This is a genomic window from Marinobacter salinisoli, from assembly GCF_017301335.1.
Classification (GTDB): Bacteria; Pseudomonadota; Gammaproteobacteria; order Pseudomonadales; family Oleiphilaceae; genus Marinobacter; species Marinobacter salinisoli.
Window position 1 is genome coordinate 2,566,453 of sequence record NZ_CP071247.1, and the last position, 26,342, is coordinate 2,592,794.

Annotated in this window: 25 protein-coding genes and 1 riboswitch; of the genes, 11 read left to right on the forward strand and 14 right to left on the reverse strand. The window is 54.6% G+C overall.

The features are described from left to right. Positions 1–7: 7 nt before the first annotated feature. Positions 8–1,021 carry an HIT domain-containing protein gene (locus LPB19_RS11635; RefSeq protein WP_206643069.1) on the reverse strand — a complete coding sequence of 338 codons (1,014 nt, stop codon included), beginning with the start codon at positions 1,019–1,021 and terminating at the stop codon, positions 8–10. Positions 1,022–1,623: 602 nt separating this feature from the next. Between LPB19_RS11635 and LPB19_RS11640 the strand changes: the two genes are divergently transcribed. From LPB19_RS11640 to LPB19_RS11665, 6 genes are all read left to right on the forward strand, one after another. Beyond that, a complete protein-coding gene (locus LPB19_RS11640; RefSeq protein ID WP_206643070.1) occupies positions 1,624–4,212 on the forward strand; it encodes a hypothetical protein in 2,589 nt (862 codons plus the stop codon). 255 nt (positions 4,213–4,467) lie between these two features. Next, on the forward strand, positions 4,468–4,767 hold the full coding sequence (locus LPB19_RS11645) for a hypothetical protein (protein ID WP_206643071.1): 300 nt from the start codon (positions 4,468–4,470) through the stop codon (positions 4,765–4,767). Beyond that, positions 4,767–5,468: an SDR family NAD(P)-dependent oxidoreductase gene (locus tag LPB19_RS11650; RefSeq protein ID WP_206643072.1), complete on the forward strand. Its 702-nt coding sequence runs from the start codon at positions 4,767–4,769 to the stop codon at positions 5,466–5,468. The genes LPB19_RS11645 and LPB19_RS11650 overlap by 1 nt, the downstream gene beginning before the upstream one ends. Continuing rightward, a complete protein-coding gene (locus LPB19_RS11655) occupies positions 5,468–6,811 on the forward strand; it encodes an AMP-binding protein (RefSeq protein ID WP_228289275.1) in 1,344 nt (447 codons plus the stop codon). Before LPB19_RS11650 ends, LPB19_RS11655 begins: the two co-directional genes overlap by 1 nt. Position 6,812: 1 nt before the next feature. Continuing rightward, on the forward strand, positions 6,813–7,412 hold the full coding sequence (locus LPB19_RS11660) for an acyltransferase (protein WP_206643074.1): 600 nt from the start codon (positions 6,813–6,815) through the stop codon (positions 7,410–7,412). Positions 7,413–7,419: 7 nt separating this feature from the next. Beyond that, positions 7,420–8,475: an acyltransferase family protein gene (locus LPB19_RS11665; protein ID WP_206643075.1), complete on the forward strand. Its 1,056-nt coding sequence runs from the start codon at positions 7,420–7,422 to the stop codon at positions 8,473–8,475. Between the two features lie 8 nt (positions 8,476–8,483). Here the strand turns inward: LPB19_RS11665 and LPB19_RS11670 are convergent, their stop codons facing one another. Genes LPB19_RS11670 through LPB19_RS11690 form a run of 5 tightly spaced genes read right to left on the reverse strand, consistent with a single transcriptional unit; the run spans position 8,484 to position 12,191 of the window. Then, positions 8,484–9,359 carry a DMT family transporter gene (locus LPB19_RS11670; protein ID WP_206643076.1) on the reverse strand — a complete coding sequence of 292 codons (876 nt, stop codon included), beginning with the start codon at positions 9,357–9,359 and terminating at the stop codon, positions 8,484–8,486. Positions 9,360–9,399: 40 nt separating this feature from the next. Further along, positions 9,400–9,960: a nucleoside 2-deoxyribosyltransferase gene (locus tag LPB19_RS11675; RefSeq protein ID WP_206643077.1), complete on the reverse strand. Its 561-nt coding sequence runs from the start codon at positions 9,958–9,960 to the stop codon at positions 9,400–9,402. A gap of 22 nt (positions 9,961–9,982) precedes the next feature. Further along, positions 9,983–10,486, reverse strand: coding sequence for a DUF192 domain-containing protein (locus LPB19_RS11680; RefSeq protein WP_206643078.1), 504 nt, complete (start codon positions 10,484–10,486; stop codon positions 9,983–9,985). Continuing rightward, a complete protein-coding gene (locus tag LPB19_RS11685) occupies positions 10,483–11,244 on the reverse strand; it encodes an ABC transporter permease (RefSeq protein WP_206643079.1) in 762 nt (253 codons plus the stop codon). Before LPB19_RS11685 ends, LPB19_RS11680 begins: the two co-directional genes overlap by 4 nt. A 26-nt stretch (positions 11,245–11,270) precedes the next feature. Then, positions 11,271–12,191, reverse strand: coding sequence for an ABC transporter ATP-binding protein (locus LPB19_RS11690; RefSeq protein WP_206645784.1), 921 nt, complete (start codon positions 12,189–12,191; stop codon positions 11,271–11,273). Between the two features lie 130 nt (positions 12,192–12,321). Between LPB19_RS11690 and LPB19_RS11695 the strand changes: the two genes are divergently transcribed. Both LPB19_RS11695 and LPB19_RS11700 read left to right on the forward strand, forming a co-directional pair. Next, positions 12,322–12,777, forward strand: coding sequence for a hypothetical protein (locus LPB19_RS11695; protein ID WP_206643080.1), 456 nt, complete (start codon positions 12,322–12,324; stop codon positions 12,775–12,777). A gap of 91 nt (positions 12,778–12,868) precedes the next feature. After that, complete coding sequence (locus LPB19_RS11700) at positions 12,869–13,177, forward strand: hypothetical protein (RefSeq protein WP_206643081.1); 309 nt, start codon at positions 12,869–12,871, stop codon at positions 13,175–13,177. On the opposite strand, the gene LPB19_RS11705 is transcribed toward LPB19_RS11700, so the two are convergent. Continuing rightward, positions 13,174–13,743 (reverse strand): hypothetical protein, encoded by a 570-nt coding sequence (locus LPB19_RS11705; RefSeq protein ID WP_206643082.1) that lies wholly within the window; start codon positions 13,741–13,743, stop codon positions 13,174–13,176. The genes LPB19_RS11700 and LPB19_RS11705 overlap by 4 nt on opposite strands. Positions 13,744–14,081: 338 nt before the next feature. Continuing rightward, a riboswitch (cyclic di-GMP riboswitch) is annotated at positions 14,082–14,156 on the forward strand. 32 nt (positions 14,157–14,188) lie between these two features. Here LPB19_RS11705 and LPB19_RS17115 point away from each other — a divergent pair. Continuing rightward, the gene (locus LPB19_RS17115) at positions 14,189–14,842 is read left to right on the forward strand and encodes a PEP-CTERM sorting domain-containing protein (protein ID WP_228289100.1); all 654 of its coding nucleotides are present in this window, start codon (positions 14,189–14,191) and stop codon (positions 14,840–14,842) included. Positions 14,843–14,920: 78 nt separating this feature from the next. Here LPB19_RS17115 and LPB19_RS11715 read toward each other — a convergent pair whose 3' ends face one another. Genes LPB19_RS11715 through LPB19_RS11725 form a run of 3 tightly spaced genes read right to left on the reverse strand, consistent with a single transcriptional unit; the run spans position 14,921 to position 17,927 of the window. Beyond that, positions 14,921–16,387: a PhnE/PtxC family ABC transporter permease gene (locus LPB19_RS11715; RefSeq protein WP_206643083.1), complete on the reverse strand. Its 1,467-nt coding sequence runs from the start codon at positions 16,385–16,387 to the stop codon at positions 14,921–14,923. Between the two features lie 14 nt (positions 16,388–16,401). After that, the gene (locus tag LPB19_RS11720) at positions 16,402–17,052 is read right to left on the reverse strand and encodes a phosphonate ABC transporter ATP-binding protein (RefSeq protein ID WP_206643084.1); all 651 of its coding nucleotides are present in this window, start codon (positions 17,050–17,052) and stop codon (positions 16,402–16,404) included. Beyond that, positions 17,052–17,927 carry a putative selenate ABC transporter substrate-binding protein gene (locus tag LPB19_RS11725; RefSeq protein ID WP_206643085.1) on the reverse strand — a complete coding sequence of 292 codons (876 nt, stop codon included), beginning with the start codon at positions 17,925–17,927 and terminating at the stop codon, positions 17,052–17,054. Before LPB19_RS11725 ends, LPB19_RS11720 begins: the two co-directional genes overlap by 1 nt. A 175-nt stretch (positions 17,928–18,102) precedes the next feature. Here LPB19_RS11725 and senB point away from each other — a divergent pair, with 175 nt between their 5' ends. Further along, positions 18,103–19,083: a selenoneine biosynthesis selenosugar synthase SenB gene (gene senB, locus LPB19_RS11730; protein ID WP_206643086.1), complete on the forward strand. Its 981-nt coding sequence runs from the start codon at positions 18,103–18,105 to the stop codon at positions 19,081–19,083. A 5-nt stretch (positions 19,084–19,088) separates the two neighbouring features. On the opposite strand, the gene selD is transcribed toward senB, so the two are convergent. The 4 genes from selD to LPB19_RS11750 form a co-directional block, all read right to left on the reverse strand. Continuing rightward, positions 19,089–21,365, reverse strand: coding sequence for a selenide, water dikinase SelD (gene selD / locus LPB19_RS11735; protein WP_206643087.1), 2,277 nt, complete (start codon positions 21,363–21,365; stop codon positions 19,089–19,091). Then, the gene (locus tag LPB19_RS11740; protein WP_206643088.1) at positions 21,365–22,000 is read right to left on the reverse strand and encodes a helix-hairpin-helix domain-containing protein; all 636 of its coding nucleotides are present in this window, start codon (positions 21,998–22,000) and stop codon (positions 21,365–21,367) included. The genes selD and LPB19_RS11740 overlap by 1 nt, the downstream gene beginning before the upstream one ends. A gap of 42 nt (positions 22,001–22,042) precedes the next feature. Beyond that, a complete protein-coding gene (locus tag LPB19_RS11745; protein WP_206643089.1) occupies positions 22,043–22,441 on the reverse strand; it encodes a hypothetical protein in 399 nt (132 codons plus the stop codon). Between the two features lie 171 nt (positions 22,442–22,612). Further along, positions 22,613–24,133: a bifunctional GNAT family N-acetyltransferase/carbon-nitrogen hydrolase family protein gene (locus tag LPB19_RS11750; protein WP_206643090.1), complete on the reverse strand. Its 1,521-nt coding sequence runs from the start codon at positions 24,131–24,133 to the stop codon at positions 22,613–22,615. Between the two features lie 211 nt (positions 24,134–24,344). Between LPB19_RS11750 and LPB19_RS11755 the strand changes: the two genes are divergently transcribed. Then, on the forward strand, positions 24,345–26,231 hold the full coding sequence (locus LPB19_RS11755; protein WP_206643091.1) for a methyl-accepting chemotaxis protein: 1,887 nt from the start codon (positions 24,345–24,347) through the stop codon (positions 26,229–26,231). The last annotated feature ends 111 nt before the right edge of the window (positions 26,232–26,342 follow it).

The following is a 26,342-nucleotide window of genomic DNA, read 5'->3' on the forward strand; positions in this document are numbered from 1 at the left end:
TGGCCCCTCAATAATCCGCTTTGTCCGGGAACACCTTGCGGACGCCGCCGCGCGGGTTCTCCTGATCGCCGTCTCGGCGGGGAATCAGATGGATGTGCGCGTGAAAGACCGACTGTCCGGCACTGGCACCGGCATTGGTGCCCATGTTGAAGCCGGTAATCGAGGGATCTTCTTCCATTAGAACAGCGCGGCGCTCGTGGAGCAGGGCGTTGATCGCGTTGAGTTCCGCCGGGTTCAGATCGAAATAGGTTTGGACGTGTCGTCGGGGGATGGCCAGACAGTGCCCTGGCGAGACCGGGAAATTGTCTTTCAGCAGCAGGGCGAGCTCGTTTTCCGCGAGCACGGTAATCTGGTTCTGTTCGGGGTGGCAGAACAGGCAATCGGGCGCCCGGTGTTCGTATTGCTTGGGCCAGTCCCGGAAATCGGTATCGTCTCGGTCCCGCTTCATGGCGTTGCAGGAATAACAGAGGGCCTGCAGATTGTTTAGATCGTTGGTGCCGCCGTGATTGACCGGGATGATGTGGTCCACTTCCAGGGCTTTCTCGGACGCTAGCACGCCACATAGCTGGCACCGGAATTCGGCGCGCTTCAGCGCCTCATAGCGCAGCGATCCCGGAATCTCGTCGCGGCTGTGGTCGCGGTGGGCGAAGATCGCCTCCTTGCCGCGCTTTTCGATGTACTCGGCGAGGCGAATCTCACAGAGCAGCTGGAGCCGTTTGCGCTCGGACGGAGAGAGTTCGTCATACCCGGCTAAGAAATAACGACTGGACCCGCGAGGACCCTTTTCCACGATCCCATGTTTCGCCAACACCTGGCCGGGCATCTTTTTGACGATTTCGCGGTAGTAACGGAGCTGAGAATCGTCGTGCAGGAGGATGGATTCGGCAATGTCTTCCGCCGAGGCCTCGCCGTGATGTTCGAGCAGGTACGCAAGCATGACCGGATGGTAAATGTGCGACATCGACATGCGCTGTTCGATGAAGTTCTGAAGGCGGGTGTACGTCGTTTCGGACCGATCCACGGAAGTCTCCCTGTGAGTCTCTTGTGTCCCCATGTAGACACTATGTAGACAAAATCGGTCAAATTCTATCGGATTTCTTCAAACAACGGCAAACGACGGTTTCGAGAAAATGTCTGTAATAGGCTGTTTTATATTGGTTATTAAAATATCTTCAAAATCCGTCAAACAAGCACACAAATAACTTAAAATCTCTCGACCTCACGGTCGTGCCGGTTCGATTCCGGCTCCGGGCACCATTAGAAAAACAGTTAGGTTTCCTTCTCATCAGCGATCTCTCCAGACTGCTATTCGGGCAATTTTCTACGGCAGAAGATTTGGCACCGGCCGATATAAAACGGATTTGATCATCTCCTCATTCGGTGTGTGCGCAGCCGGATTGATTCCGCCTACAATTAGGCAGACGGAGAACACAAAATTACGTCATGAAGAGTGCGAGTCTGTAAACGCAGACAAATCATCGTCATCTGCAGCGATTCGGTAACCTGGCCAGACCACTCGGACTCGCGGAGGATGGCTGGAATGTGTTCCCGGTCCGATCAAACCCCAGCGTGGCAGGTTACACTTTGCTAACAAATCAGCACACCGGGTATGCCCACCTCTCAATGAGCACCTTTTTCGACAGCGTTGTGACCCTCACACATACCCCCTTGCAGCGAGCATCGTTAGCGAGATTCGGTTTGCCATGCCCGCGCTCAACGGTGTTTGATCCAGCTGCCGTGCGACTGATGAAGGATGGTGCGCCGCTGGAATGCCGGATCAAAGCCCTGTCGCACTGGCCTGACGGTTCTTTGCGTTGGATGCTATGTGAAGCGATTGTTAATCAGGCAGGGTCGATTGATCTGTGCGTGGACGAGAGGCCGCGGCGCCAGCCTGCGGCGAGTGAAACATTACCGATCGAGCGGCTTAACAACAGGGGCTCGCAGGCGACGCAGGACGAATCTGCTGCCTGGCAGTTGTTCAACAGCCTGGCCATGCATTTTGAAATTGACGTGGACGGGAATGATTCAGCCCGTGAATGGTTATTGGCAAAAGCTGAGCCTGATAAAAATACCGATACATTGTGGCAAACCATCCGTTTTGACTGCGTAACGTCGGAATTACCTGGCGAAGAGGGCTCGCCCTTGCCCCTCAATCTCACCCTCATCTTTTGCTTTTGCCACGACACCGGTGAGTTCGAGTTGAAGGTTCGCATACACAACCCGTCAGCAGCGTCCCACCCGGACGGCTGTTGGGATTTGGGGGATTCGGGCAGTCGCTATATAAACCTTTTCAGGCTCTGCCTTGCCCCAACAGAGCCAGAGGAAACAGAGATCCAGCTCCTGTGCGAGGATACCGGATCGGCACGAGGTGATGGCGTTGATGCGGTGCCAGTTTACTCCGTGGCCGATGGTGATTTTGAACTGCATCAGACGGGAAGTGGTGGCGAGAACTGGCAAAGCCCAGTCCACTGGGACGAGAGCAAGCGCTCAACCGTCAAAGCCAATGGATTTGTCGTTACTCGTGGTGAAGGGGAGCAGCTCGCCAGTGGCCTCCGAGCAGAACCAGTTTTGCAGCTGAAATTCGACGATCAGTGTATGGTGTTGCAGCCGCAGGATTTCTGGCAGAACTTTCCGGCCAGAATTAACGCCTCCAAGAACAAGTTAAGCTTGGATCTGTTTCCCGAAAAGACGGAGTTATGTGGGGGCGAAAGCAAAACCTGGTCAATAAAAGGCAGGGTGTACCCAAAAGCAGGTACGCCGACGTTCAAGCGCAATGCCTTCCGCGTCCCTCTTGTTGCGTACAACCAAAATTACCTCAATGAATGTGAGGTCTTACCGCACCTTCATTTTACGGATGAAAAAAGTGATCTGACCGACTTGATCCAGGCAGGCCTGAGTGGATCTTGCAGTTTTTATGAAAAGCGTGAACGCGTTGATGAATTCGGTTGGCGTAACTTCGGTGACTTATGGGCGGACCACGAATGTCACGGTTTGGAACCGAAACCTTATTTTATTTCCCATTACAACAATCAGTACGATCCGTTAATGGGCATGACTCTTCAATACTTGCAACACGGGCAAACCCAGTGGCTGGAGTTGGTGCAACCACTGAATCTGCATATCCAGGATATCGACATCTACGACACCGATCAGGACAAGGCGGAATATAACGGTGGCCTGTTCTGGCACACCAATCATTATTTGCCGGCGGAAACCTCTGGTCATCGTTCCTATTCAAAGCACCATACGGCTGTGTATCAGGATTTTCAGGGCGGGGGTGGCCCGGGCGGGCAACACTGTTACACCACCGGACTGGCGCTTCAGTACTTTTTATTCGGTGATACCAGGGCCAAACAGAAAGTCATTCAGTTGACCGATTGGATCCGGCAATTTTACAACGGCAATGGCACAGTGCTGGATCGCACTTTCCGTTTGCTGACGATCGACTTCAAGAAAAACGTGTTCACCAACATTGGCATCAAAGCGCCTGGCTACCGGTATCCGCTGGATCGGGGTATCGGAAATTACCTCAATGCCCTGATCGATTGCTACGACGTGACTGGCAACCGGCACCTGTTGCGGGAAATGGGGTACGTGATTCGCCAAACTTGCCATCCCGATGAAAATATCACGCTGAGAAATCTGGATGATATAGAAAACAGTTGGTTTTATACGGTATTTCTTCAGGCCGTCGGCCGCTTTTTGTTCCTCAAGGAATCCTTAAACTCAATTGATCCAGATTACTGGTACGCCAGACAATGTTTGTTGCACTTTGGCCACTGGATGCTCAATAACGAACGGTATTATCTGGATACGCCTGAAAAGCTGGAATTTCCCAATGACACCTGGTGCGCTCAGGACATTCGTAAAGCCAATCTGTTTTGTTTTATGTACTACTTTGCGGAATCCGAAGCGCCAGACTTTCTGGCGCGCGCCGATGAATTTTACCGGTACGCGAGTGAGCGGTTAGCGGATTCAGAAGAAGCTCAGTACACACGTTTGCTCGCGCTGATGATGCAGAACGACGGGGTACAGCAAAAATTCAAATCCAGGCCACGCTCGCCCGTTAAACCCGAGCAGCACGATTTCGGCGCACCACCTGTATACAGCCCTGCAACGATTTTGATCACCTATGTTAGAGATATGCTGAAGGCGTTGGTAAATTTTTCGATTTACCGGGAGGTTCGCTGGCTGAAGCTCAGACTCAGGTGAGAGCCTAAAAAGGGAACTGCCGCACGTTACTGGCTTTGCCAGTCTTGGCCAGTTAAGCCACTATATAAAACAGTGTGTTGGTAACTTCCATCTCGCGGAAAGACTCAGCACCCTTCGCCTGGGTGGTTTCCCTACCCAAAGGAACGAACGGCGTGTAGCGAAGCCAATTAACCGGGGGGATATCAAGACCAGACGGAAATGGTTCAGAAAGTGTTGCAGGGTGAGTAACACAGGGGTAGCACATTGGAGGTAGTAATGCCCGGCGAAAACATACAGCGAATTATTTTTGACGCACTGGAGTTGATCAATCACGCAAGGGCAGATGATCGTCAGATCCTGATTTCTGAAGATACGCTGCTGTTTGGTAATGATGGTGAGCTTGATTCCATGGAGCTGGTGGGGCTCTTGATCAGCATCGAAGAAGCACTGCTGGACGAGGGTATTGAGGTAACATTGAGCGATGACCGTGCCATGTCTCAGTCGAGAAGCCCGTTTCGGTCGGTTAAAACTCTACAGAACTATATCCAGGATACGATTAACGAGTCGGTATCCTGATGGAGCCCCGTAGAATACTGATAACTGGCGCAAGCCGGGGCTTGGGGCGCGCGATCGCAGAGCACCTCCTGGCAGAGGGGGATATTGTCTATGGATGCTCCCGCGGCGCGTCTGATCTGAGCCACGAGAACTATCACCATTTTTCCGTCGATATTGGCTCTGATGAGTCAGTAAAGGCCTTCTTTTTTGATTTGCGCCGAGAAACCAAGTCTCTGGACGCACTGATCAATAACGCCGGCATCGCCAGCATGAATGCCTTCGCGTTAACGCCGGCCAATACCTTCCAGCAGATTTTTAACATTAATGTTCAGGGTACCTATCTGTGTTGCCAGAAGGCTCTCGGCATGCTTAGAAGATCTGACCATGGCCGGATCGTCAACTTCACCACCGTAGCGGTCCCGCTGCAACTGGAAGGTGAGTCGATTTATGCCGCCAGCAAAAGCGCTGTGGAAACACTCACCAAAATCATTGCCAAGGAGTACGGCAATTTTGGCATCACCTGCAATGCTATTGGGCCTTCCCCGATTGATACCGCGCTGATCAAAGGGGTGCCTCCAGAAAAAATACAAGAGCTTTTGCAGCGTCAGTCCATCAACAAAATGGCGACACCTCGTGATGTAATTAACGTGGTGGACTTTTACTTGCGACCTGAGAGTGAATTTATCACTGGCCAGGTTCTGTATCTGGGGGGTGTATCGTGATGATTGATTTTTTCCTGGAATCCCTACGCACATCCCCGGAACATGAAGCGGTCGTGTCCTCTGATTTTTCGGTGACTTTCGGCCAATTAACCCGATTGATAGGCGCCTATGAGAAATGGCTGGATGCCCATCAAATTCCTGAGGGCGCTGTCGTATCCTTTAGTGGCGACTACTCGCCCGGCTCCATAGCGCTATTCATGACGCTGGCCAGAAAAGGGAACATTGTGATTCCGCTGTCTCAGGATTCGAGCAAGCAGTTTGCCGAGTTTCGAGAGATTGGTGAGACGGAGTACGACATAACCGTTGATGGCGACACCCTTGAGTTAGTGGTCACGGGTCGCAAGGCTTATCATCCGCTCTATACGCAACTTCGTGAGGCGAGACAACCCGGATTGGTGCTCTTCTCTTCGGGCTCCACCGGGAAAAGCAAAGCGATTGTGCAGAACCTCGAAAAGCTGATGGGTAAATTCCGGCAGCCTCGAAAAGCGATGCGCATGCTGATTTTCCTGCAGCTGGACCATATCGGTGGCGTAAATTCCTTGCTGTATTCGCTGGCCAACAAAGGAACGACCATTGTCTCTGATGCGCGCACGCCAGATAAGGTGTGCGAGGCCGTAGAGCGTTTTGGCGCTGAAGTTTTGCCGACCTCACCAACTTTTCTGAATCTGCTATTGCTATCCAAAGCCTACGAGCGCTTTGACCTTTCTTCGCTAAAGCTGATCACCTACGGTACCGAGCCCATGCAGGAGAGCACTCTGTCCAAGCTAGGCGAGATCCTGCCGGAGGCAACCTTGCAGCAAACCTACGGCTTATCAGAAGTCGGGATTCTCCGTTCGAAATCCCGATCATCGGATTCCACCTGGATGAAGGTGGGTGGCGACGAGTTCAAAACTAAAATCGTCGGCGGGACGCTGCGGGTTAAAGCGGATTCTGGAATGCTGGGCTATCTAAACGCTCCCAGCCCGTTTGACGAGGACGGTTATCTCGATACCGGTGATCTTGTCGAGCAGGACGGTGAGTGGATCCGCATTTTGGGGCGCGCCAGTGAAATCATCAACGTGGGTGGTTTGAAGGTATTTCCGGCGGAAGTAGAGAGTGTTTTACTCAGTATGCCCGAGGTCAATGATGTCGTGGTTTACGGGGTCGGCCACAGCATTACCGGAAATGTGGTTTGCGCGAAATTCAGTCTTGCCGAGGAGCTTCCGCTGAGGGAACTCAAAAAGCGGGTTTTTCAATACTGTAAAGACAGACTGCCGTCCTACAAGGTGCCAGGAAAAATCATCATCACCGACGAGCCAACCTTCAATCAACGTTTCAAGCGCATGAGAAGAGAGAAGGTTTGATATGGTGAAACACCTCAAAACCATACTGAACCTGATCAGCAAGTTACTGGTGTTGCCGTTGGCTGTCCCCACAAAACTCGAGCAGTGGCTAATCTCTCCCCATACCGAGCTTGTTTACAATATCTGCTCCCAGGCCGTTGCGATCCTTCCAGGCATGCCCGGTGCTTTTCTGAGGCGTGCCTTTTATTCGCTGACACTGGAGGAGTGCTCCGATCACTGCCATATCGGCTTTGGCACGATCATCTCTCACCGCTCAGCCATCATAAAAGATCACGTTTATATTGGAAGCTACGCACTGATCGGAGCGGTTGAAATTCAAGAGCACAGCCTCATCGGCTCCCGCGTCAGCATTCTGAGTGGCCGAGCGCTGCATATTCTGGAGGAAGACGGAACCTGGAGTGCGTACTCGCCCGATCGCTTAACTCAGATAACTATCTCGAAAAATGTCTGGGTAGGCGAGGGTGCCATCATCGTTGCTAACATCGGAGAAGGGTGCATGATCGGAGCGGGATCGGTCATAACGACCGATACCAAACCCCAGGTGGTGATGTCAGGCAACCCTGCGCGTTTTATAAAAAACCTGACTCCAGAAGAAGGCTGATTCCCAGATGGTCACCACGGAAAGGCAGGCATTTATCGACTGGATGAAGGCAATTGGCATGTTCCTGATTGTGACCGGCCATGTAGTGGGAAGCCCGCATGCCATGTTCAATGAAGTCGCCCAGCCGATCTATACGAAGCAATTGGGTGTCGCTTTCTTTATATTCATTATGGGCTGGGGCTTGGCGCGGGAGCGTGGCGACTGGATGCCTGTCTTATTCAAACGCTTATTTCCAATCTATTTTTACGGAATTATCTGTGCACTTATTCTGAGCGGCATTTTTTGGTTTACCAAAGGCGATATTAACGAAAGCAATTATCTGCCTTTTTTTGCCGGGATAAACGTGTTTTTCAATTATTTTCCTGCGAACCCAACGACTTGGTATATCGGCACCTATTTACATGTTTTGCTGGTTTGGGCGCTGTTCCTTCGTGGCAAGTCCATCACGCCGGCTCTGTTCGGTTGCGCTTTTGTGTTTGAGATCGTTTTTCGAGCCGCATTAACCTATATCAATAAAGACTTTATGGCGTATATGATGCTGCCTAACTGGCTTTCCGTCTTTTTGATGGGCATGTGGCTTTCCGATAAGCAAGATAAAGAGTTCGGCGCTGGCACACTGGCCATTGCCTTGCTCTGGCTGATGGGCCTTCTCACTTGGGCGTGGGTCGGTGGGGGCTTGTCAGTAGGTAATGAATTCCCGTTTCGGTCATTGCCTGGCATGGAATCGGGCGTGAGTGTAATGGTGCAGTCGATTGTTATATCCCTGGTATACATTGCGAACACGTTTTTAGGTTTTCAGCTTGCGAGAAGGCTGTTTTCTAGTCGCTTAATCAATTTCTTTTCCAGGAATACGATTCTGGTCTTCATTTTACATATGCCAATAATATATGCCTTTTCCTCTTACTTTTATGATGTCATTGGGGATCATGCATACAAACGGATTATGTGGGTTGTGTTCCTGTTTGTTGCGCTTTCGCTATTCTCGGAACTTTGTGAGCGGATAGTTAACGTAAAGAAGGTTCAACTCAAAGTTTACAGCGCCGTCTTTGGGGCTCGTGCCTGAGGTTTGGATTATGATGTCGCTTTCAGATTCTGATAACGCCGCACCTCAATCCAGCCATGAATGAGCAGTGCGCTCAAAATAATTGCGCCGCCAAAGAGGCTTAGTCTGGGCGGAACTTCTCCCAGAAACAGCCAGACCAGAAACGATCCAACAACGGTTTCCAACAACAGCATCAAACTGACTTCCGCAGCAGGGATGTAGCGCGGGCCAATCTGGATAAGCACGCTGGCAATGGGCAAAAAAACCAGGCTCAGAAGGCCAATGAAGAATGCATCACGGGCAGATGGTAGCTGGGCACCACCAAAAAGAGCTGCGGCACCGGCCACCAGCGCGGCGCCAAACATAAGCATGACACTCATGTCGGCCTCTGGCCGGGAGCGTGCAACATTGAGGTTGGAAGCGAGGGCAGTCGCTGCCAGCGCTGCCATTAACAGCCCCAATGGCTCACCGTGACCCATTTCGCCGATGGCCATCAGGCTGGCACCACTGACACAGATTAAAATGATGCCCCAGGTTCGCAGCGGAAGCGTTTCTTTCCAGAAGATCCAGGCGATCAGCGCGGCGATCATCGGCGCAGTATTGAGGATCACCAGAACGTTCCCCGCTGCCGTGTTTTTCATGCCAAATACAAAGCCCAGGGTGCTTAGCGAAAAAGCGAATGCACAGAACATCCCCTTAGAGCCGCACAGCCTGATTTGTTGACCGAGCGTTGTACGGTATCGACCCCAACTGATGATCAAAAAACTGAATGCCAACAGTAGGCCTCGCCAAAACAGGAAAACGACGGCTTCTACAGAAGTGATCTTGACCAGTAAGGCGTCCGGGGTAAGGAAAAGCACTCCAAGGGCGGCAATCGTCAAACCTTTAATGCGGGTAGAGTCCAAGGAAGCATCTCTTGAGGGTTGGGAACAGGGGAAATTGCAATTAGCTTAAGTGTTCTGCAAGCGTCTGCACGCAGCGCATGAAAGCTTTGGCGCAGAAAAAGGCATGCTCTGGCGCTTCTGTGTCTCCGGTTGCCACCACGCCCCCGCTTTCGACAATGCTGCATGAAATCATGAGGTTGTCTTCAAGGTCAAAGTTTTCGATGGTGAGGCCGTCATCGTCGAACTCTGTGGCTCCGGCGCGGCGGTAATAGGTGCGGGAGTCGACGGTAAATCCACAGGCGGGCTTTCCGTGTCCGATCATGTAGCCGACCTCGAAGACGGTGCCGGGATCGGCGCTGATTCCCCGGAACGGAGTCAGGTTGGCGATGACGCCGTGGCAGTTGTCCATCAGGTCCCGGTTGGCTCGATATATCCGGAAGCCCCGCTCTTTTAGCGATTCGTCGGGCGGGAAATTGATGGTGGTGTCCAGCGGGTCCACACCCTCCAAGCCGGCATCCCGAAGCAGGCTTAGCTTATGGGCCAGTATGGTTTTATGCGCGTCGGCCGGAAAGAAGACTTCGGGGCCGGCCAGGTAGATGCGTTTCGGGTGGTGAGCTGTCACTGGATTCCCTTATCGTAGTGGCTTATTCCGGGTTGCACTGGTTTTTTTGGACCATCAGCTTGTCGCCCACCTCCACGCCGTGCTTCTCGAAAAAACCAGCGTTCATCTCTACGGCATAGGTAAAGGGCACCCCGGCCGGATAGGTCGGGCAGTCAAAACCCTGCGCAGGAGGGCAGGGCGTCATACGCCGGATCGCGCTAATTGTTCCTGTCTCGTTCAGGTAGGCAATGTCCAGCTCCAGCAGCGTGTTGTACATCCAGAATCCACGGTCTGGTTGCTGGGTTGACGGATACACGAACATCATGCCCTGGTCTGCAGGGAGCGATGTCCTGGCCATCAGCCCGGTCTGGCGCTGTTCGGGCTTGCGAGCCACTTCCAGTAGCACCGGTACTCGAACTTCATCGGTAACGAAACAGGCCCGCTCTATCGGCAATTCGGCTTGCGGGGTTGACGAATTGGCGGCACACCCCGATACCGAAACGGACAGGAGTACACAAGCAGCTGATGCCCGAAGACGCTTTTTCATGACCGCAGGCGGTACCCGGTGCGAAAGATGTACCAGATGGTCAGCAGGCAGGCGAACAGGAAGACCAGCGTCATGCCGATGCTGATAGCGATATGCACGTCCGAGACACCGTAGAAGGCCCAGCGAAACCCGCTGATCAGGTATACCACAGGATTGAAGAAGCTGATGGTCTGCCAGATCGGGGGCAACATATCGATTGAGTAAAAGGTTCCCCCCAGGAATACCAGGGGAGTGACAATCATCATGGGCACGATCTGCAGTTTCTCGAAACCGTCGGCCCAGATACCAATGATAAAACCGAACAGGCTGAATGTAACCGAGGTCAGCACCAGGAACGACAGCATCCAGAACGGATGCAGCACGGTGTAGTCCACAAACAGCCGCGCTGTTGCCAGAATAATCAAGCCGAGGATAACCGATTTGCTGGCGGCCGCCCCAACGTAACCGAGCACGACCTCAAAGTACGATACCGGGGCCGAGAGCACTTCATAGATGGTGCCTGAGAATTTCGGCATATAAATCCCGAAGGCGGCGTTGGAGATGCTCTGCATCAGCAGCGAGAGCATCACCAGGCCCGGAATGATGTACGCGCCATAGCTGATGCCGTCGATGTCACCCATGCGCGAACCAATCGCGGAGCCGAACACCACGAAATAGAGACAGGTCGAGATGACCGGCGATAAAACGCTTTGCATGAGAGTCCGCTTCATGCGAGCCATCTCGAAGTTGTATATCGCGCGAACGCCGTAGAAATTCATGATGAACTCTCGTTATCGAATGCGTGTTATTCGTGAACCAAACCGACGAAAATGTCTTCCAGGGAACTTTCGCGGGTCTGAATGTCGCGGTATTCGATACCCAGGTCACCCAGGGTGCGAAGAAGTCGGGCCACTCCCGCCTGCTCTTGCTGGGAGTCAAACGTGTAGATCAGCTCATAACCATCTTCAGACAGCTCAATCGGTTCAAGAGTGAGCTCACCTGGCAGCTGATCCAGTTTGTTCTGAAGCTGAAGCCGCAGTTCTTTCTTGCCCAGTTTGCTCATCAACTGATGCTTATCTTCCACCAGCATGATTTCGCCCTGGCGAATCACCCCGATGCGATCTGCCATTTCCTCGGCTTCTTCAATGTAGTGGGTGGTCAGAATGATGGTCACGCCGTTCTCGCGCAATTGGCGAACCATCTCCCACATATCCCTTCGCAGCTCTACATCTACGCCGGCCGTGGGCTCGTCCAGAAAGAGGATCTGCGGTTCGTGTGACAGGGCTTTGGCAATCATCACTCGGCGCTTCATGCCGCCAGAGAGTGACATGATCCGATTGTTGCGCTTGTCCCAAAGGGACAGGTCTTTCAGCACCTTCTCTATGTGATCGGGATTGGGTGCTTTCCCGAACAGACCGCGACTGAAGGATACGGCGTTCCAAACGGTTTCGAAGGAATCGGTGTTCAGCTCCTGCGGAACGAGGCCGATAGCCTGGCGGGCCTGCCGGTACTGCTTTTTGATGTCGAAGCCCGCGGCTTTAACCTCGCCGTCGGACAGGTTTACGATGCCACAGATGATGCTGATCAGAGTGGTTTTGCCGGCACCGTTTGGGCCGAGCAGCGCAAAAATTTCGCCGCGATAAATCTCCAGGTTGATGTCCTTCAGGGCCTGAAATCCATCGCCGTATTGTTTGCTGAGCTGTTTAACGGAAATGTCCGGTTCCACAGTCTTGCCCGCCATAAAAATGAATCCCTTGGAATGCCGCGTATTCTGTCATGACTCGCCCTGGATGAGAACGCTTTGCCAGCATGCAGATAAGCGGCATAATGCCGCCGACTTTGACAAAGGAAAGGACATGGTACGGGTATTCTTGGTTGCGGGTTTAATCCTCAGTGCATTAATTGTCGCGGTGTTTGGTCCTCGCTGGCTGAAGACCGGCGAATCAGAACGGGAGGAGCGTCAGGTAACCTGTGAGCTGGCCGAGAGATCCTGCCAGTGGATCGACGCAAAGGGCCGCTGGACCGTTCAGATACGCCCGATGAACGATGACGACGGCTCGAAGTACCTGTTGCTTGTGGAATCTCCGCAGGAATCTGGAAACCTGATGGCGGTACTGCGCGGGGTGGACATGTATATGGGTGAATACCCGATACCGTTGAGCCAGACGGGGGAGGGACGCTACGAAGCAATGTTTGCGGCTCCGTTCTGCAGCACCGGCGAAAAGATGCGCTGGCAGGTGGATTTACAAGGTAAGGCCGATTCGCCGCCGATCAATTCTGTGAAGTTGTTGTTTCAGCCGTTGAACGCGTGATCAGCCCGGATTGTGAGGCATCCCGCTGATAATATGCCGTCAATATGTACAATGCAGAGAGCCGTTCACACCATTAGCCAGGGAAGACACTATGGATTATGGCAAAAGCGTACAGCAGGTTCTGCTGAGAAAGATCTACAAGGCGGAACAGGATTTACTTCAGCTAAAGCTCGATTACTGTCGGTTCGTATTTGGCCTGACGCATCGAGCGCGCGTTGTTCATGATGGTAAGACCTACATCGTTCGCTCTGTTGATGTGGATACCATGAGACACCTGGAGGATGGTGGTTTTTCAAAGCCGGTAATCATGGGAACGCCTGCAATTCAACCTGAGCGGCCTGACACCGTCTCTTTGGGCTCAGACTGGACGCTGGAAACCAAAACCAATCAGACCGCCTAGACAAAGGCGTTGGATGTTACCGCTCCATGCAGACTGTGTTCTGGCGACACGTGTTGGTGCTGCTGCCAGAACTTCGCTCCTTCCAGACCCTCACGGTAGCAGGCAAGAGTGGCACTGCTTTCCGTCAGCGTTGCAATGACTTCGCAGGTTTCCTCCTCCTCAATTCCCAGTTTTAGCTTCGCAATGTGGGCCACCAACTCCGTCAGCTGTTCGGAACATCGCGCTCGCGGCTCACAGAGAGCAACTGCCGCCCCATACAGCCATGCGGCTGCGTAAGCCCGGACCACGGGTGGCGCATCATGGATGCAGACCCCGTTCGTTTTGCTGTCGCGATTTTGCAGCGCTGCAAGAATATGCAGCCTCGAAGTAAGCTCCGCCCGGTCACTGGCCAACAGATGTTGATTATGGAATGGCTGTGGCCGGTTCAAGCTAAGACTTGCGACGTCGTGCGATGCGGCGGCGTCCATCGCAGGCGCAGACCGCACCAGAGCAAGCACTCGAAAGGCCATGAGTAGCAACAAGGCAACCAAGGTAATTTCTGTCACAACAATCAGGCCACTTGTCATCTGCGTCACATTCCCTGTCAATTTCAGCGCACACGCGTACTGTAACTCAATGTAACCACTAAGGCCTCGGTTTTGCTTGGCAGTTCGAGCCAAATGACTGAGCGAATTGATGTTTCTGTGAACCCGATCAAACGTCTCACGAAAACCTGACCCGGATGCAAACGCAAACCATCATCCTGAAGCTTTCAGTTACCGCCTGTCTTGTTTCTAATTACTTACTAGGTCTGTCGGAATTTTTTACACCGTCATTGGCGACGCATTGCGCAGCCTCTCTCCCACGGGGCTTCGGCTTGATTGGCATGGTTCTCGCATTAGTCCAAGCGGATGGGTAAGGAAACCATCGCTGTAGCCAAACCATTCGAGAGAGTGGGACGGAAAGCCACGGGTCCATGTGAGACAGCCGGGTTGCACCTAAAAGCATTACCGCCTTCATGGAGAAAGATGGATGAACTTGAAAAGGACCGCACTTGGGTTTGTGTTTGCAGCATCAGCAAGTGCTGCATTCGCGACTCCCCAGTACACAGGGATAACGACCTCAAGCACAGGTTTGAATCTGGATAATGCGGGTTACTACATCTGGAACGATGAGAATAACACGCGTAACTGGTCTGTTCGCTGGACCGCGCCTGGCGTTGTTGACTCCGATAACATCGTTGAATGGTTTGGTGATCTGGAGTTCGAAAACCAGGATCTGGATTCCTACGAAACGTTCAAATTTGAAAGCTTGGGTACGCACGCCGATTCCATGGGATCGTTTAGCACCAGCACTTCAGACTTCCTGACGTGGACTGCGGCTACCAATGCAACCGGTGGAGTGGATGGATTTAATTTCACTCTCGAGGACGGCATTGAATTGCTGCAATTCTCGCTAGGGTCGAGTCTGTTTGCTGATCTCAGCACAACGATGTCGGATCCCGGCGTGGGGTCAACTGGCATCTACATTGGCAGCGGCTACTCATCGACCAATGTGCTGGTTCTGAGGAACGACGATGGTGGTGTCTACCAGCAGTTCGAAGTGTCCGTTCCGGAGCCCTCCACGCTGGCACTTCTGGGCGTCGGCCTGGTTGGCTTTGGCGCGTCGCGTCGCCGTCGCAAGTAATTCCTGCGGGATTACTCAGAAGCCGGGCTTATGCCCGGCTTTTTTTGTTTCCTGGCGATCAACTGTGGGTACCGGATTTCAGCAGGTGGGCATGGTTTGCAGCGCCAATTTTCGACGTATAAACCGGCCAAGGGCATCCACCCCTATATTGAGCATCGCTGTGATCAGAATGAGAACCATCGCCCGATCGAACTGGATGTTCTGAATAGCGCTATCGACATAAAAGCCGAGGGTGTAGATCCCGAGAATCCCGAGAATGGCCGTTTCCCGCATGATGATCTCCCACCGGTAAAACAAAAACGCCAGAAACGATCGGTAGATTCTCGGAACGAGCTCCCAGGTATAGCGGTTGAATCCCTCGATGGCATCCGACCTGAGCATTATGGTGTTGGTCTGCCGGCCGATGAGGTGTCCAATGATCGCCCCATTGTGCAGTGCCAGGGCCACTACTGCCGGGAGCATGGACGGCCCCCAGAGCTGCAACAGGATATACGCCAATATGTATTCGGGTGTTGATCGGGCGATGACCAGAAAAACATGTCCGGCAGTTCGCCGTACCGGGCCGCCAAAGTGATTTGAGATCAGAGGAAACGTCAGCAACGCGAGAATTCCGGTCGCCACGAGTGCGATCTGGGTGAGTACAACTGTGTTCCAGATGCCGGGCAGCGCCTCGGTCGCGAAGAGGTCTCCAAGCCAGGGCATTAAACCGCCGAGACCTTCACCATCACGAATAGGGCTTGGCACGATATCTTCGGTGAAAAAACGCTTCACATTGCCCCAGACAATAGGCAAGCCGTCGCCTAGGAAAAAGGGCGCAGCGAGCACGTACAAGGGCAACAGTCTGGGGCGAACCCAGAGTGGAATGGTCGCAATTAACACGTAGAACAGGATCAACATCGCCCCGGCATCGGAATATAGGCCTTGTGAGAATGACGATTCCAGATAAAAGCCGAGGGTTGGCAATCCAACAAAGCCCAGGATCGCGCTCGAGCGCATACCACATTCCAGCCGGTACGCGGTATAGGTTCGGATCTGGGCCCAGCAATCCGGTATCCGTGCGTATAAAAACGCGGAGATGACGCCGGTGCCCGGTGGCAGGAGTCGCCTTGGCTCTGGGTCGGCCTCGTCCAAAATCTCGGAATACACCTTGGCAAAGATTCCAGAGTAGGGAATAGCAATGGCCAGCACCCCGGTTAATGGGTGGAAGCCGAAAAACTGAAGAAAGATCAGTGCCCAGAATAACTCGTGAATGGCTCGAATAAAGGCGCAGAAAATGCGAACGGGCAGGAAGCGGTAGATGAGTGCGAGACCAAATCCAGCGAGACTGCCCAGCGCAACCCCCACGAAGGCGAAAGCAACGGTTCTCAGTAGCGCAGTTAGCAAGCCTTCTGTACTGAAAAAATTAGGGGTAACCACGCCCAGAAAGAAATTGCCAAGATCGCGCCAGGGCGAAGATGCGGTGATGGCAATGTCAGCTGCCAGCAGCCCCAGCAGTGCAATGCCGAGGAAAATAAAGCTGACTTTCACCGTCGGGTAGGAGAACATGGCGCGGCCGTATGCTAGTAAAGTGACACAATGTCCGAGGCGGTCAGCTTGTCGCTGCTCTCATCCAGAGCGACCTGTCCATCCTGAATACCTACAATCCTTGTACAGTAAGCCAATGCCAGCTCCACGTCATGTAAGGCAATAAGACTGGTGGGAAAATGCTGCTTGAGCCTCCGCATCACCAAGTGTGCCATCGGGCCATCGAGAGCGGACACGGGCTCATCCGCCAGCAGCAGTTCTGCCTTGCGGTACATGGCTCTGGCGATAGCGACCCGCTGCCGTTGACCGCCGGAAAGCGCCGCCGCTGGCGTCCAGAGTTTCTCTGGCATGTCGAGTTCGGTCAGCAGCGCGCGAATCGCTTTCTTATCTTCCGCAAAGGGCTTGATCAGCGTTACCGTGTTGTACCAGACCGAGTGCCGATCCAGTTGCCCCATAAACACATTGTGAAAAACGGGCAGGGCGTTCACCAACCCCAGTTCCTGGGGAACCAGGGAGGTATGGCGATTAACCTCTTCGTGAACAAGGCGGATCAGCGTGGACTTGCCTGCGCCGCTCTTGCCCACGAGAGCTACCTGTTCTCCTGGCCTGATCGCCAGGGACAGCGGGCCAACGACCCGGGTGCCCCCGAAAGATGCTGACAGGCCAGAGAGTTCGAATCCCGCCATCAATCGATGAGCCCAAGGTCTTCCGCCGTATTCAGGATGGGCTCAAAGTCCTCATTCGAGGCAGGGATAAAGCCTGAGCGCGGGAAACTCTGCAGCAGCGCTTCGTCGTCCATGCTGATGAGGGCTTCTTTCACCTTCTCTTTAAAGCCTTCACCAAAACGTTCATCAACATCACCGCGGATGGTCCACTGGTAGTCCGGATAGCCAGGGGTCTCCCAGATCAGCTGAACAGCGTCGGTGTCGACATTGCCCTGCTCAACTTCTTTCTCCCACACCTGGTAATTCAGTGCTCCCACCTCGTAGGTGCCTGCTTCGACCAGGCGCAGGGTCCGGGTGTGATTGCCACTGAACCCGACCCGGGAGAAAAGTTCATCAGGGGCTTGGTCAAAGGTTTCACGCAAGTGGTATTCAGGCATCAGGCGCCCTGAGGTAGAACCTTTCGAGCCGAACGTGAACGTCTTTCCTTTGAGATCTTCAGACAGGGAGGCAAGGTCGTCAGCAGGCTCAATGCCGGTGCTGGTGTTGGCGATGAAATACGTTTTGAAATCGGGGTCTTCAACGCCCTGCGCGATGGCTTCGGAGCCAGGTACCAGTCTGCGCGCCTGCACACCCGAAAGACCGCCGAACCAGGCCAGCTGAACCTGATTGTTTCGGAACGCTGACACGGCGGCCGCGTAAGACTTGACCGGTATGTAGCGAACCTCGGTGTCGAGCTCCTCCGAGAGGTAATCTGCAATGCCCTGGAAACGCTCTACCAGCTTGGTCTCGTCTTCATCAGGGATGGCGGTAAAAACGAAGGTTTCCGCTGAAGCGGTTGAACAGGCAATGCTCAGGGCTACGGATGAAAGCAACGTCCTTATAGGCTTTAGAGTCATTTGATTTCCTTGAACTTTAGGTGGATGGGTCAAGAAGAACAGTAGCGCAAGACAGCCATTTACGCATAGGATACCGCGAATAAAGGCAACTCTGAACAGCTATACGGGGGCCATATCTAAATGGCTCAACGCAAATAAATCATAGGCTTGAAAATGGCTTTTCGATGAGGGTTTGATGGATATCATCATAATCACGCCAGCACCACCCGGCTCGCGCTCTGGTAACAGGGCGACGGCCGAGCGCTGGGCACGCTTGTTGGGAGACGCGGGGCACAGCGTGACCACGGTAACCGAATACTCAGGCGGTCCCTGTGATGTTTTCATCGCCTTGCACGCCTGGCGCAGCCATGATGCCATCCAGTCGTTTCGGCGGGCTTGGCCCGAGACACCCCTGATCGTGGTGCTCACGGGAACCGATATCTACCATCACCAGCACGCATATCCACTGCCAACCCGGGCATCGATGGCTTCGGCTGATGTGCTCATTGGGCTGCACCACCTCGTGTACGAGGATATACCAGAAGAGTTCAGGTCGAAATTGGTAACAGTCTATCAGTCGGCGGATACTCTCGAGCGCACTGGCCCGGAGTCCGATTCGGGCGAATTCCGAGTCTGTGTTATTGGCCACCTCCGGGATGAGAAAGATTCTCTGCGCGCAGCCAGGGCAGCCCGACTTCTTCCGCCTGAATCTCGGGTTCGGATTCTTGGCGCCGGCAAACCCCACAACAAAGAGTGGCAAACACGAACCGAGCATGAGACGGCAGAGAATGAGCGGTTTCAATGGCTCGGTGAACTGGATCGGGAACGCACGGCGCAACTACTTCAGAGCTCCCATGCAATGGTGATCAGTTCGATCATGGAAGGCGGCGCGAACGTTGTGTCAGAAGCCTGCCGGGCCGGGCTTCCCATTCTGGCTTCGGATATTCCCGGTAACCGGGGGCTGCTGGGCGATGGCTACCAGGGCTATTTCCCGCCCGGTGATGAAGTTGTGTTGGCCGAACTCTTGGTTCGCGTCGAAAGTGACCCTGCGTTTCTCGCGACATTGACCCATCAGGTAGCGAATCTAGCGCCGCGTTTCACCCCCGAGAGAGAGCAGGCCGGGCTGGCGCAAGCTCTGGAGCTTGCGATCCAGCGCCGGACCGAACATGAGGGCTAGCAAATTTACTCCCGGAGCCTGATGGGCTCTATGGGGCCCTCGGGATCCTGCGGGAGCACACGGCCGATGATGGCTGTATGCGGATAACCCAGGGAACGGAGTTCCCGCACGCATGCTTCTGCCTGATCTGCGGCTACGCTGGCCAAGAGACCGCCGGCGGTCTGTGGATCGAAAACCAGTGGATACCGGGGGTGATTGACCCATTTTTCCTGATCCCGAATGCCCCGACGCAACCGAATGTTGGCCGGCTGCAGCGAGCTGAGAATGCCCGCTGCTGCAGTTTCCTCTGCACCGGGCAAGACGGGAATGGACGACAGATCGAGTTCCGCATCCACTCCGGACGGGCGCGTCATTTCGATCAGATGGCCAAGCAGCCCGAATCCGGTGACATCCGTGCACGCGCGTGAGCCGTAGCGCTGAAGGCATTCTGCGGCGACTTTGTTGGAGTGCATCATCGATGTAAGGGCGCTGTCGATCCATCGGCCGCGGGCCGCCAGGCGCATATGGGCTGCGAACAGGGTTCCTGTGCCGATCGGCTTGGTCAGGATCAGCGCATCACCGGCTTGCAGGCCGCCCTTGCTCATGACTTTGTCCGGATCAATCAGCCCGTTTACCGCGAAACCGAGCGCCAACTCCTTGCCTTCGCCGGTATGCCCGCCAACAAGGGCGCAGCCAGCTTCGTTCAGAACTTCAACTGCTCCGGACATCATCTGGAACACAACGTCCCGCACTTTGGATTCGATGCCGTAGGGAACGGTTGCCACTGCGGTGGCACTCTGCGCCTCGGCACCCATGGCAAACACATCGCCGAGGCTGTGGTTGGCGGCGACTCGACCGAAAACATAGGGATCGTCGATAAAGGCGCGGAAGAAATCGACGGTATGAACGACGGCCTTACCGGGGGGCACCCGAAGCACGGCCGCGTCATCCGGCGCGTGCAGACCGATAATTATATCCTCCCGCTCGATAGGGCGGAGTTCCCCGAGTGCCTGTGACAGCACGGTGCTGCCAACCTTGGCCCCGCACCCGCCGCATCTCATCGCGACGGCAGAGATCGCCTGGGTCGCTTCCTCAGGCGTTTGCGCCGCCGAGGTGTCCGGTAAACTGGCGTCTTCTTTCATTTTTGGCAGATCATTGAATTTCTTCATGAACCTGCGGTCGATCCAGTCTTTCCAGCGCCAAACCAGGCGACCATGAAATTCCGTCTCACCCCGTGACGCGACGGCGAACTTGTCGCCGGTGCTGATCAAAGCCAGCCACTTTTTCTGCGGCTTGAAAGGCTTGGGCGATTTTCCAAGCGCCATCCGTCTGAGATTATCTGCCAGAGGCGGGCCTTGCCGCACGGCGAACACGCCGGCTTTTTCCCTCGGATGGTTGATCGCATTGGCAATATCGCCAACCGCAAAGATATTGTCGTCGTTCTCCGTCTGCAGGGTGTCCCGTACGCGGATAAAGAGGCCGTCATCCAGGTTGATGCCGGTCTTATCGAGCCATTCGGGGCCTGACGCGCGAGTCACCCACAATACCTCGTCGGCCTGAAGGGTATCGCCCGCGTCTGTTATTACGATGCCGTCGGAAAGCCGCTGGACGGGTGAGCCGAGGTGCGTTTTGATGCCGCGCTCCGAAAGCTTGCGCTCGAAAACAGCGCGCACTTTGGGATTATGGGTCGGCAAAATTTCGTCAGACGCGTCGAACAGGTGGAAGTGTAATTCGTCGGGATCTTTGCCTCGCTGTCGCAATTCCTTTTGCAAGCGGAACTGCATGGCCAGGGTCAGTTCGGCGCCTCCGGCTCCCGCACCGACGACAGCAACGGTCAGTGGCCCGTCATGGCTTTCCACCCGCGACAGGAGAGACAGCCACCGGTTGTTGAACCCAGTGATGGGTTTAACAGGAACCGCATAGTCCGCTGCGCCCTCGACATCGTGAACCCGGGGCGAGGAGCCAATGTTGATTGATAACAGGTCGTAGGGGACGCTCGGCCGGCTCCGGCACAGCACCTGCTGCTGATCCCTATCGATACCGATGGCTTCATCACGATAGAAGCGGGCACCGGCGAACTCGGCGAGCCGGCTTAGATCGATGTGCACGTCATCGTAACTGTAGTGCCCGGCCACATAGCCAGGCAGCATTCCGGAGTAGGGGGTATGCGTGTCACGGCAGATGAGAGTCAGCCGAACGCCGGGTACCGGGTTCATCGCGAACCGCTTCAGAACACCGACGTGGCTGTGCCCTCCGCCTACCAGGACTATGTCCCGTAAGACAGGCTGGTCTGGCGTTCGCATCAGAGCAGTTTCTTGGCTTCAGTGCTGAACTGGTCAAACCCTTTTGCGCTGGAGAATGCCTCCAGCTTTTCCTGATCCGCCGCGCTGGGATTGGCGATCTGATCAATCGAGGTGATGCCGGCATCTTTCATCTTTTTGGCTGTGGCTGGGCCGATGCCTTTAATCGCTGTCAGGTCGCTCTTGTCGGTTGCTTTTGCCGGTTTAGCGGAAGCTCGCGGGCTCGGTGTCGCCTTTTTCTTGGCGGGCGTCGCCTTTTTGGGCGAGGCGGGTGACTTGGCTTTTGCCTGCTTGGTGGCCTTTTTAGCGCTCGACTCAAGCTCTTTTTTTGCTTGCTTGGCTTTTTTCTCCGTGGACTTGGCGGCAACGCCCAAACGGTCCAGTATGGATTCCTGCAATTCGCGGAACTCACCCATGCGGCGCTCAAACTCATCGTTGAAACGCTTCATTTCTCGTTCCCGCAGATCGTCCACCTCCTTCAGAAGTTTTCGAACCGGTTCCTGAACCTGTTGCTGCAGATGATCGAACTGCTTCAGCGCATCGTTAAACAGGCCTTCAATCTGGGATGAGGCTTTCTCGAATTCCTTGTTAACCTTGGTGACGACCTTGTCGACACTCGGTTTGGCTTTCTTGCCCATGCAGAGTCTCCTTGCAACTGAGAATGTGACGATAACGAAGAGTTAGGCGGATTGGCGGGCGCCCGGGACCGATCCGGGCGAGCGCCTGGATTTTAGAGATTGCTTTTTCAACACCACTTCGCGAATGCGGCGGAGTTTATCGGATGTCGGTGAGCTGTTATCCGATCCAATTCCTGGGAAATCAATGGAATAAAAGAAATTGCTGCAGTGCTTTGTTTTCTCTGTGATAAGCCCGGTAATGCCTTCGGCCCGTATTTCATTGAGCGGCATGTCCATCACCAGATCCAGAACAATGGTATCCCCGGGCTGGAAAATCTTGTCGGTCTTCATCACACAGCCATAGGCGTCCAGGTCATAGACGCCCGCTTCAACCAGTTCCTTTCGGAAGAAGCTCTGCTTGATATGAAATCGTGCGATGAGATCTGGTAACGGTTCACGCATGGAAACATTTCTCTAATGACATCCCTATCGACTGCAGCCCAATGCCTGGGCACCCGGGTCAGCTTGATTAAACCATAGACACTGAATCTGAGTTTGACAATATCTTCAGTAGCCTAGCGAGCCGCCCTCAGGCAATTTATCACCTGAAGGCGGATTGGCAATGCGGATTTTTTATCGTTTCAGCAGTTCGTACAAGTCCGTCCGGCGATCTTTCAGGTTTGTTACTGAACCTTCCGCGCGTACCAGAGTCAGTTTTTCCAGATCCATATCGGAGAACATGATCATTTCCGTATTCGGGGTGGTTTCCGCCATCACCGCGTCGTGGGGGAAGGCAAAATCGGACGGTGAGAATACGGACGACTGCGCGTATTGGACGTCCAGGTTTTCCACTTTCGGCAGGTTGCCCACGCTGCCGGTGATCACCACATAGCACTCGTTCTCGATCGCCCGTGCCTGAGCGCACTGGCGCACGCGAAGGTACCCGTTCTTGGTGTCAGTCCAGAAGGGTACCATGATGATGTCGACTTCCTGAGCTGCCGCAATCCGCCCCAGTTCGGGAAATTCAATGTCGTAGCAGATCATGATCGCCACGCGTCCGGCGTCGGTTTCAAACACCTGAAAATCATTGCCGCCTTCAATGACCCAGTCCCGGCGTTCATGGGGCGTGATATGAATTTTGCGCTGCTCATCCACCCGGCCATCACGGTGGCAAAGGTAGGTCACGTTATAGAGCCGGTCGTTTTCCAGCAGTGGCATGGAGCCGGTGATGATGTTGATGTTGTAGCTCACCGCCATTTCCGACATCTGCTCCCGGAACTGGTCGGTAAAGCCGGCCAGGAAGCGAATCGCCCGGGTCTGGTCCATCTGATCGGTCAGTCCCATCAACGGTGCGTTAAAAAACTCCGGGAAGATTGCGAAATCACTCTTGTAGTCCGAAAGTGCATCGACGAAGTACTCCACCTGCTTGAGCACCTCCTCGACCGAATTGAACTCCCGCATCTGCCATTGAACCGCGCCGAGACGAACCTGGGTTTTCTTCGCATTCAATACCGCCGAAGGGGGCGTATAGAGAATGTTTCGCCATTCCAGGAGGGTGGCATAACCCAGGGACTTTTGGTCTTCCGGCAGGTATTTGTGCATCAGGCGGGTAACCTGGAAATCATTCGACAGCTGGAAGGTCAGGATGGGGTCGTAGATCTCCTTCCGGTCGACACGCTGGATGTACTCCGCCGGGGTGTACTGATCGGAATACTTGTAATAGTTCGGAATCCGGCCACCGGCGAGAATCGCTCGCAGGTTCATGGAGCGGCACAGTTCCTTGCGGGCTTCGTACAGCCGGCGGCCAAGCCGGTATCCCCGGTACTCGGGGTGAATGAATACATCCAGTCCATAGAGCGAGTCGCCGCCCGCGTTATGGAGGATTTTTTCGTTCTTCAGGATCAGGTCATCGTAGGTGTGCGGGTTGCTGAACTGGTCGTACTTCACGCACACCGTCAGAGCTACAGCGATGAGCTGGCCGCTGTCCTCGATGCAGATCTGGCCGTCCGGAAATTGTTCCACCAGTGCCTTGATGGTGTCTTTTGGCCAGGCACCGCCGATGTCGTCATAGATGCTGTCCATCAGTTCCTGGAGCTGGTCGTAGTCGTCCAGCTCCAGGTTGCGAAGATTGAGATGGAGTTCTTCGTGCGCCATACGGTACAGCTCCCATGTCCGGTGAAGTGATGAAAAAAGCGGGCATCTAGCTACAGATAAAAAATACTAACAGACAAGGCTAAAGACTTCCCCTAACAGACCGATACACAGCGCATCGCAATCACAACCGACCGCGGGGGCTGGCGTAGGTACTATCACTGACAGCACGCCCTTTATCATTATTACTGCTTGAGCTCAGAGAGGACCCGCTGTGAATCTAACCTTTGGCCAGAAGCTGCTCGTCGCATTTGGTGTTCTTATCGTCCTTATTATGGCGGCATTTACTTTTTCTGCGGACTGGCGCCTGCAAAAGACCACGGGAACCTACGTTGAAACCCTGATCGAAGACTCTGTCGCCGAGAGTACGGCCAGTGTGGCGGATTGGCTCAATACCCGGCTGGCGTTGACCGAAGCGGCCGCAAAGGCGCTGGAATCATCGCGCAGCGACAGTGAGGCGCGGGTCATACTGAGCTCGTTTACGGCAGGCGGGGGCTTTAAGGATGTATACGTTGGGCGTGGCAACGGTGCCATGCTCATGAAGACTGCCGAGGATAACGCAGCCTTGCCTGATGGCTATGATCCCCGCACCCGGCCCTGGTACAAGAAAGCCGAGCGTGAGGGCAGAGCGTCTTTCACCGAACCCTACGTGGATGCCAGCACCCGGGAGACCATTATCTCGACCCTGGCACCGGTTAAGCGGGGCGAATACACCGGTGTGGCCGGTGCTGACATCAGCCTGAAGGCGCTGGATAAAAAGCTGGAAGCCGTATCACTTGCGGGTGCCGGTTACGCGGGGCTTGTCAGTGCCGATGGGATGATCATCTACCACCCGAAAAGAGAGCTTGTCGGCAAGCAAATCCGGAGCCTGGTTGGCGAAACCGTCAAGCTGGATGGCACCCCCGTGCATTACGAGCGCGATGGCGATGCCTGGTATGCCCGTTTTTTCCCGATCTCCGACGCGCGGGGCGTGGAGTGGTACATGGGGATCTTTGTGAACGACGATCGCATCCATGCTCCGGTACGTGAAGCCCGGGTTACCGGCATCACGCTGGCACTCATTGGTTTGATCGTGTCTCTGCTGGTGCTTCATGTGGGTATCCGGGCATTACTGGTACCGGTTCGCCGGCTGAACGAAGCCATGGCGGACATCGCGTCCGGAGAAGCAGACCTGACCCGGAGATTGGATGTTGCCGGGCGGGATGAGTTCGCGCAGCTGGCGGACAGTTTCAACCGGTTCGTGGAGAACATCCAGACCGTGGTTCGGGACGTCCAGCAGGGTAGTGAGGACCTCAAGCAGCACGTCGCCTCTCTGCGGGAGACCGCCAGTAACAGCCGGTCCAGTGTGGAAATGCAGCAGGCCGAGGTGGATATGGTGGCGACTGCAATCAACGAAATGTCCGCGGCAGCGAGTGAAATTGCCGAAAATGCGCTGCGTACGGCGGATGCGGCCAACAACGCCGATATCGATAGCCGGGCCTCGCTGGAAACCGTGGCGGCATCCCGCGACGCAGTGCAGAAACTGGCGCGGGAAGTCACCTCGGCTGCCGAGGTGATCAACACGCTGGGGCAGGACGTTTCTTCCATCACCACCGTCCTGGAAGTGATCGAAAGCATCGCCGAGCAAACCAACCTGTTGGCTCTGAACGCCGCCATCGAAGCTGCACGGGCAGGCGAGGCCGGGCGCGGCTTTGCTGTCGTCGCGGACGAGGTTCGAAATCTGGCTCAGCGGACTCAGACCAGTACCGAAGAAATCAACAATATGATCGGCAAGCTCCAGCAGGGCGCGGATAACGCGGTCAGCGTGATGAAAGAGTCAACGGCGGTCTCGAATGTCAGTATGGAGAAGGCTCAGGATGCCATGGAGGCGCTGAATCGAATTGCCGAGTCAATTACCTCCATCAATGAAATGACCTCACAGATAGCCACCGCCTCGGAAGAGCAGACCTCAGTGACCGAGGAGCTGAATGCGTCGATCACCCGCATTGCCGATCAGGGTCAGGAAGCCTCGAAGTCTGCCAGTGAGAATGACGTCCACAGCGGCCAGATTCAGAGCATTGGGGACGCGCTTTCCGATAATGTATCCCGTTTCCGGGTGTGAGACGCCCAGAACCGTCGTCAGCGCCAGCGCTCCGGCGTTGGCAGCTGGCTGATTCAGTTGCCGGACTGGCGCAATGGCCTTATTCTGCTTCGATACGGCTGACGATGGCCG